We start from the raw sequence: 8,134 nt of genomic DNA, 5'->3' as shown, positions 1-8,134 counted from the left end.
GGGTTCCTCCCGTACCCATCCCGAACACGGAAGATAAGCCCGCCTGCGTATTCGCAACTACTGGAGTGGGAGACCCTCTGGGAACGTGGATTCGCCGCCACCACTCATACTTCATTTCATTACACTCCTCCGGAGAGCGCGGGCGCTCTCCGGGGAACTCATCCCCATACCCGAGTAGTGACTACGTCGGTCGCTCTCGGTACTCGCGGTGTGAACTCGAGACGGCAGTCTGTTCGTACGGGCGCTGCTCGTGGTGTGCGCCGGGGACCGTAACGGTTATGCGCGCAACTCGTCTACCAACGGGTGCGCCAAGGTGGCAGAGTCCGGCCGAACGCAGCGGCCTGCAGAGCCGCCCACCGCCGGTTCAAATCCGGCCCTTGGCTCTCACACGATACCCTAAAGCCCAAGAAGACTACGTCTTGGCAACGCTTCTTGTTTCGGCACGCTATGTATGGTTCTTGAGAGGAACCTGTCTACGTCGAGTCAGTGTCGGACTCGTCGCTCACTTCGAGAATCTCCGCCGCTACGTCTTTCACGTGCTGCTGGTGAGAAGCCGAAGTCTGGACGCTCTGGGCTGCGTCAAGCTGGTCGTTGACGACCGCGTTCTGCTGTGGCCCCCACGTATCTGGTGGCTCTGACTCGATGTACTCGACCCAGCGTTTGATGCCCTCGATGCGCTGCTCACGGTTGCGTTCGTGCTTCGTGTCGAGGTGTTCACGCGCGTTTGAGTCGCTCATATTCGGCTTCGACGTCGAGTCGCGTTACCCACTCTTCGAGGCGGAACACACTAAGACTTTCCTCGAAAAGGGTATACAGGTGGACCGCATCCTCGATGTCCTTCTGTGCTCTGAGGTGGAGTTTGTAGGCGATCTGGAGCTCCAACGGACCAATGGAGATCGCTTCGCCGCCGATTCGGGCCGTGATTGCGTTTTCGAGGGATGCGCGGTCGAACTCGTCGCGCGCGAACTTGACTTCGAGATGCGGCGTAACCTGGTCCTCTGGAGCGACCCAGATGTTGTCACCGTTGTCGAGCATCTCGTACATCGAAGAAAGCGGCATCGCCGGGCCCCAAAACCCTTTCTCGTCGAGTGTCTCTGCGAGTTCGTCTGCAGTCCCCTCGCCGATCTGTTCGATGAGGACATCGACGTCTTCGGTAGAGCGCGCCCGACCAGCGAGTATGGAAACGTATCCCGCGATGTAGACATGCTTAATGTCGAACTGACCGAGAGTTTCGGAGAACCCAATTGCCAGCTCGTCGAGCTGATTCGGTTCACGTTCGACGACGAGTGTGCCGTTCCGTAGCTCGATACCGCCCATAGAGGATCGTTTGCCGGTGGGCGCGCATAAATTGTCGGGCTGAGCAAACCGAAGGGATTTCGATGTACGGCGAGACCACGGCTGAACGAGCGTAGCGACATGGAGAAGTGGACTCGTTGGAAGTCGATGGTCTTTTGTCCCGCTCGAATACGGGATCAGTACACAGATTTCGGATGGTCTTTTCGTCGATGTTCATCTGTCGAGGAGTACTATGGACCTGAGGTCGTTTTGTTCCCTCGTCGTGTTGGTCACCACCGTCAACCGCCGTCCCCGTACCAGTAATATCGCACTCTTGGGTTGACCCGTATCAGGGCTTGTGATGGGCCTACCCGCCGAAATTAACCTCTTCTCAACTCTTGTACTATATAAAAAGCTGGCTTAACTCGGGCCCTTGGTTCTCAGACGTTACCCTAAAACTCGAGACGACTACGTCTAGGATCTTCTCATCTTTCGACTGCTGCGTCTATCAATACTGATAGATCAACGGGTACTACCTCGAACGACCTGATTTCGGGAACGCCCAAGAAGACCGTTCCACTCCGAATCGTCGTTAAACGTATCACTCGCTCCGTTGTTGGTCCTCGAGGACGAGTCCGAATTCGGTCGTGAGCGTCGATACGGATCGTGATGGGGCGGATGGGGCGACCGTGTGCTATCGATCGACTGCAGCAGCGTCGGTCGTGGAACGGACCGTTTCGACCGAAAGTGATGACAGAGGTACGCGCGTGCCACCGGTTTCGCGAGCCACGAGAGCCGAGAGGCCAGAACGGCTCTCGGTGCCGGCGTCGACGACGAGCACGTCCGAATCGGTTTGTGCGAGCCGACGAGCAGCATCTCGCGTTGCGTCGGTGGGACTGCCGCTGGATACGTTCGCCCGACCGTCGGTAACGAGGACGACGACGGCTGCGTCGGGTTCTGCACGTTCGATGACCGATCGAGTCGTCTCGAGGCCGGCGGGAAGCGGTGTCCGGTCGCCGGACGGGAGGTCCTTGAGGTGGCGTGCGGCGAGGGAGACGCTGTCCGTCGGCGGAAGCAAGACGTCGGCCCCGTCGCCCGCGAAGGCAACGAATGCGACTTCGTCGCGGTGCTGGTAGCTGTCGCGCAGAAGTTCGAGAACGACGCTCTTCGCCTCTCTCATCGCGGGCCGCATCGACGCGCTCGCGTCGACCGCGAAGACGATCGTCACTCGCGTTTCGCCGGCGCGGACGGACTGGCGAAGGTCTGCTTTCTCGACGCTCGTTCTCCCGTGAGCCGCGGCGGAGCGAACCGACGCTGCGGCGTCGATCGACCGTGCACCGGACGCGGGCTCGCTTCTGACGCGAGCCCCCCGGTTGTCGGCGCTTGGCGCCGCACTCGCTCGTGACCCGCCCGCACGGTCGCCGTCGGCGTCCGGGATATCGAGTTCCGGCGCGTTCGAATCACCGGGTTCGACCCGTCGATGGCCGGGAACGAGCGGTCGGGCGGTGTTGTCCTCACCGGCTTCGTCCGACGGTCCCTCTCGGCAGCTCGCGTCGTCGTGTTCGCCGTCGGACGTCTCGGGGTCTGTCGTGTCGACCGAAGCCGACGTCTCGTCCGCGTTCGGCTGGCGTCCGCTCGCGGATGTTCCGAATTCCGGTTCGGAGTCGGTCTCGTCGGGAGGCTTCGATTCCCCGTCGCGGCTGCCGCTGCGTTCGTCCGGCTCGTTCGGATCGCAGCACTCGTCGCCGTTACCACCGTGCTCGTCCCCGTCTCCGGGTTCGGCTTGTCGTTCGCTCTCGAGTCCGTCCGCGCTCGACTCGTCGGAGCCGCCGTTACCGTCGCTCTCGTCGGACGAATCCCTGTCGAACCGATCCTCGAGCAGTTCGTCGAGATCCGGTTCGTCTTCGAACGGCGCGCTCCGGAGGCGGTGGGGAAGCGCGTAGGTGGCCGCCTTGCGGACGTCGGATTGGATGACCGTCGTTCGGCCCTCGAGGGCGGACAGGGTCACGGCGGTTCGTGCCGTCGCGACGTCGCCGCGGTGGCCGTCGACGTCGGCTTCGAGGCACAGTTCAGCGATCTCCGCTTTGAACTCGGTGGGGAGGACGACGCGGGATAGTCGGTCGGTCGCATCGGCTACGGTCTCTCGGAGGCGTTCGACGTCGTCGACGTAGGCTGTGGTCGGGTCTCGGTCGTTGTGTCGCTCGAGGGCTCGATCGATGATCTCGATGCGGTCGTCGACGTCTCGACAGCCCTCGACGCTCGCACGGAGTGCGAACCGATCCCGAAGCTGGGGGCGGAGGTCGCCCTCCTCGGGATTCATCGTCCCGATCAGCGTAACGTTTGCGGGGTGGGAAACGCTGACCCCGTCGCGTTCGACGGTGTTGACGCCGCTTGCCGCTGCGTCGAGGATGACGTCGACGAGGTGGTCCTCGAGCAGGTTGACCTCGTCGACGTAGAGGATCCCGCGGTTCGCGCGAGCCAACAGTCCAGGATCGAAATCCGCCTCGCCAGCCAGCGCGTCCTCGATCGAGAGGGTCCCGAGGACTCGATCGCGGGTCGCTCCCAGCGGAAGCGTCACGAGAGGGACCGGCCGCGTCTCGATCGGAAACTCCTCGGCGTTGCGCTCCCGGCAGTCGGTACACTGCAGGGTCGGATCGTCGGGCGAGCAGCCGAATCGACAGTCGGCGACGACCCGCTGTTCCGGGAGGAGATCGACGAGCGCCCGCACGGCGGTCGATTTTGCGGTTCCCTTCTCACCGACGATCAGCGCACCGTCGAGTGCGTCGTTCGCCGCAACGACGAGCAACACGCGCTTGAGATCCGCCTGTCCGACGATCGCCGGAAACGGGATCGACGACAGCTTTTTGCCTCCAGCGTCTGCAAACATACTTGCTCTAATACAACAGAGATTTAAAAACACGATGACACGGATCGGTTTCTACACCGCGACGGAGAACGAACTCGGCTCGATCGGGCGGGCGGCCGAGCGCCTCGAGGGCGTCGAACTGATCGTGCGATCGGAGAGCGATCTCGAGGACGAGGCCGCGCTCTCTGAGTTCGTCGAAGAGTTACACGACGCCGCGGCGGCGATCTTCTGGCTTCACGGGGCCGAAGACAGCATGCCGGGCTACGACTACGCGACGGGTTCGCTCGAGGAGGCTGGCGTTCCCCTGATCGTCAAGGCCACTGGTGACGCCTTCGCGTTCGAGGATACGACGGTCTCTGCGTCCCATCGCGAGGCTGCCTACGATTACCTGGAGGGGGGCGGAACGATCAACGTCGAAAACCTGTGTCGATTCCTCGCAGCCGAGTACGAGGGCCGCGATATCGAGTACGACGAGCCGATAGCATTGCCGACGGAGGGGGTGTACCATCCGGATCGTCCCGGAATCGAGTACGAGGATCTCCTCGCCACTCACGACCCCGAGAAGCCGACGATCGCGATCTGGTTTTACGAATCTCACTGGACGCACGAGAACACGCGATACGTCGACGCACAGATACGTTCCCTCGAGGAAAGCGGTACCGACGCTCTGGCGATCTTCTGTAATCCGGCGACCGACGCCGACGAACGGGAAGACGCCGAGTGGGTAACCGATACGTGGCTGACCGACGACGACGGGCGCTCGATCGTCGACACCGTCCTCTCTTCGTTCATGTTCTCACTCTCGATGGACGAGCGGGGTCGCAGCGCAGGCGACGAAGGGACCTCCGCCGAGGACGTCTTCCTCGATCGACTCGGTGTGCCGGTGCTTCAGACGGTGACGACGATGCGCTCGCGCTCGCGCTACGAGTCCAGCGACACGGGCGTGATGGGTTTCGAACTGGCCCTCTCGGTCGCGCTTCCGGAGTTCGACGGAAACGTCATCACCCATCCGATTTCGGGGAAAGAACGCACCGCCGACGAGGCGGGAATCGGCAGCGCACCGAAACACCACTTCCCGATCGAAGACCGGGTCGATCACGCGACACGGCTCGCGGTCAACTGGGCGAAGCTGCGATACACGCCGAATAAAGACAAGCACGTCGCGGTCGTGTTGCACAATTACCCGCCGAGTGACGACGGGATCGGGACCGCGTTCGGGCTGGATAGCCCCGAGAGCACGGTCAACCTGCTCGAGGAACTCGACGAGCGAGGATACGACCTCGGGAGCGAGATAGCCGAAGACGGACGGGCGCTCGTAGAGAAACTGACCGCCCAACTCACTCTCGACGATCGGTGGGTCGCCCCGGAAGACGTCCGCGACCTGTCCGTCGACGTGGTCTCTTCGGAGACGTACGAAGAGTGGTTTGTGGACGCCGACGAACGGTTTCAATCGAACGTCGTCGACGAGTGGGGTGAGGTTCCGGATCGTTCGTTCGCGATTCCCGGCGTCGAGTTCGAGAACGTGCTGGTCACCGTCCAGCCTCCGCGCGGGTTCGGGATGGATCCATCGAAGATCTATCACGACTCGGATCTCCAGCCACCCCACGACTACTACGCGTTCTACGGCTGGCTGCGAAACGCGTTCGAAGCCGACGCCATCGTCCACCTCGGAACCCACGGCAGCCTCGAGTGGTTGCCCGGCAAGACCGTCGGACTGGACGGCGAGAGCGCTCCCGATCAACTGATCGACGACGTTCCGAACGTCTACCCCTATATCGTGAACAATCCCGGTGAGGGAACCCAGGCCAAGCGCCGGTCGTACGCGGCAGTCGTCGACTACCTCACGCCGGTCATGCGGGCCGCGGGGACGTACGACGAACTCTCGGAACTCGAGGAACTGGCGAACCAGTACCGCGAGGCCGGGATGAAAGACGCTCGTGCCGACGACGGCGAACACGTCGAGACGCTTCTCCGCGAGAAGGTCGAGGAACTCGATCTCGCAGTCGAGTTGGGAATCACCGGGACGATCGACGAGAAGGCAGCGGTTCGCGGCCCTGATGAAGCCGGTTCGACGCTGTCTCAGGGGGACGTGACCGGTGATGACCTCGAAATCGACGAACTCGTCGAGCGCATCCACGAGTACCTCACGGACGTCAAGACGACCCAGATCCGGCTGGGTCTTCACACGATGTCCGAACCGCCGGCGGGGGAGCGGTTGGTCTCGTATCTGGTCGCGCTCACGCGTCTCGAGAACCCCGGCGCTCCGAGTCTGCGCGAGAGCGTGGCCGGCGTACTCGGCGTCGACTACCGGACGATGCTCGAGTCGCCCGGCGAGTACGACGAGACTCTCGGGATGACCTTCTCCGAGGCTGCCGACGAGGTCTACGAGACCAGCGTCGAACTGGTCGGCACGCTCGCTGAACACGACTTCGACGTCCCCGAATCCGAGCGAGAGACGGGTGCGGACGACGAACTCAACATGAACCTGCTCGTCGTCGACCTCGAGACGATCGGTGACGGACGAGCGAAATCCGGCGCACACGACGACCTCCGGGAGGTGCTCGCCTACATCTGCGAGGAGGCCCAGCCGCGCGTCCAGGGTGCCGAAGACGAGATCCCTCGAACCGCAAACGCGCTCTCGGGGGGGTACGTTCCACCGGGCGGCTCCGGTGCACCGACTCGTGGCGGCGTCGACTTGCTGCCGACCGGACGAAACTTCTATACGCTCGATCCGCGCAAGGTGCCGGCGAGAACCGCCTGGCGAGTTGGGCGCGAGGTCGCGGAGGGCGTCCTCGAGCGACATCGCGCAGAACACGGGGAGTATCCCGAGGAGATCGGCGTCGTCGCCTGGGGGACGCCGACCGTCCGAACCCGCGGCGAGACGATCGCTCAGGTGCTCGCGATGATGGGCGTCGAACCGCGGTGGACGGACGCCGGGCGGATCGACGACGTCGAGCCGATCCCGCTCGAGGAACTCGATCGACCGCGAATCGACGTGACGACCCGCGTTTCGGGACTGTTCCGAGACGCGTTCCCCGCGGCGGCGGGCGTCATCCACGACGCCGTGGATGCCGTCGTCGATCGTGAGGAACCCCACGAGATGAACTACGTCAAGAAACACGTCGAGCAGGATCGGGCCGCACTGGAAGACGAGGAGGGGATCGAGGCCAACGAGGCGCGAACGGAGGCGAAACACCGCGTTTTTACGACGAAACCCGGCGGATACGGTGCCGGAACGAACAAGGCCGTCGACGAGAGCAACTGGGACGATCGGTCGGATCTCGCGGCCGTTTACGTCCAGTGGGGCGGCTACGCGATGGGGTCGAGAGGGAACGTCTCGAGCGCTCACGACGTCTTCGAACGCCGTCTCTCGAGCGTGGACGCGACGGTCAAGATAGAGGAGACGATGGAACAGGACGAATTCGACTCTTCGGACTGGTATGCGTTCCACGGCGGTTTCATCTCCGCCGTGAGCGAGATTTCGGGCCAGGAACCAGCCTCCTACGTCGGTGACACTGCCGATCCGGAGAACGTCGACATCTATACGAACGAGGAGAAAGTTCGGAAGGCGATGCGAGCGCGCGTTCTGAATCCCGACTGGCTGGCGTCGATGGAAGAACACGGTTACAAAGGGGCGGGCGATCTCTCGACGACCGTCGACGTGGCCCTCGGCTGGGACGCGACGACCGGGGTCATTTCCGATACGCTCTGGGCGGACGTCGCTGAGAAGTTCGCCTTCGACGAGGACCGCCAGGAGTGGATGCGCGACGTGAACCCGTGGGCGCTCGAGTCGATCACGGATACGCTGCTCGAGGCGATCGAGCGCGGGCTCTGGAACGCCGACGACGAAACAGTCGATCGACTGCGCGATCTCAACCTCCAGATCGACGGCGATCTCGAGGCGCGGACGACCGACGACGCCCTCGAGGTGACGACCGATGACTGACGGATCGAACGGAGTGCGGTCGATGGTCGAGACACGCGACCGAAAGA

The 8,134-nt window shown here is 63.0% G+C and carries 4 protein-coding genes, 1 tRNA gene and 1 rRNA gene; 3 read left to right on the top strand and 3 right to left on the bottom strand.

Translation table 11 applies throughout. The features are described 5' to 3' along the window. Positions 1-103 (top strand): 5S ribosomal RNA (gene rrf, locus EA462_RS12770); the annotation flags it as partial. Positions 104-307: 204 nt separating this feature from the next. Then, a tRNA-Cys gene (locus EA462_RS12765) sits at positions 308-383 on the top strand. 90 nt (positions 384-473) lie between these two features. Here EA462_RS12765 and EA462_RS12760 read toward each other — a convergent pair. The 3 genes from EA462_RS12760 to EA462_RS12750 all read right to left on the bottom strand — a co-directional run bounded on the left by EA462_RS12760 (position 474) and on the right by EA462_RS12750 (position 4,162). Further along, a complete protein-coding gene (locus EA462_RS12760) occupies positions 474-737 on the bottom strand; it encodes a hypothetical protein (RefSeq protein WP_124178950.1) in 264 nt (87 codons plus the stop codon). Beyond that, on the bottom strand, positions 715-1,317 hold the full coding sequence (locus tag EA462_RS12755) for a hypothetical protein (protein WP_124178949.1): 603 nt from the start codon (positions 1,315-1,317) through the stop codon (positions 715-717). The genes EA462_RS12760 and EA462_RS12755 overlap by 23 nt, the downstream gene beginning before the upstream one ends. A gap of 652 nt (positions 1,318-1,969) precedes the next feature. Beyond that, positions 1,970-4,162: a VWA domain-containing protein gene (locus EA462_RS12750; protein ID WP_124178948.1), complete on the bottom strand. Its 2,193-nt coding sequence runs from the start codon at positions 4,160-4,162 to the stop codon at positions 1,970-1,972. A 34-nt stretch (positions 4,163-4,196) separates the two neighbouring features. On the opposite strand from EA462_RS12750, the gene cobN reads away from it, so the two are divergent. Beyond that, positions 4,197-8,087: a cobaltochelatase subunit CobN gene (cobN, locus tag EA462_RS12745; protein ID WP_124178947.1), complete on the top strand. Its 3,891-nt coding sequence runs from the start codon at positions 4,197-4,199 to the stop codon at positions 8,085-8,087. The last annotated feature ends 47 nt before the right edge of the window (positions 8,088-8,134 follow it).

It is taken from the genome of Natrarchaeobius halalkaliphilus, assembly GCF_003841485.1.
Taxonomy (GTDB): domain Archaea; phylum Halobacteriota; class Halobacteria; order Halobacteriales; family Natrialbaceae; genus Natrarchaeobius; species Natrarchaeobius halalkaliphilus.
Note: the sequence above shows the minus strand (reverse complement) of the source record. Positions and strands in the feature narration are given on the sequence as shown.

Bases quoted from the DNA above. Each gene is read 5' to 3' on its own strand.
- cobN (WP_124178947.1), top strand. From the start codon at position 4,197: ATGACACGGATCGGTTTCTACACCGCGACGGAGAACGAACTCGGCTCG.
- EA462_RS12755 (WP_124178949.1), bottom strand. From the start codon at position 1,317: ATGGGCGGTATCGAGCTACGGAACGGCACACTCGTCGTCGAACGTGAA.
- EA462_RS12750 (WP_124178948.1), bottom strand. From the start codon at position 4,162: ATGTTTGCAGACGCTGGAGGCAAAAAGCTGTCGTCGATCCCGTTTCCG.
- EA462_RS12760 (WP_124178950.1), bottom strand. From the start codon at position 737: ATGAGCGACTCAAACGCGCGTGAACACCTCGACACGAAGCACGAACGC.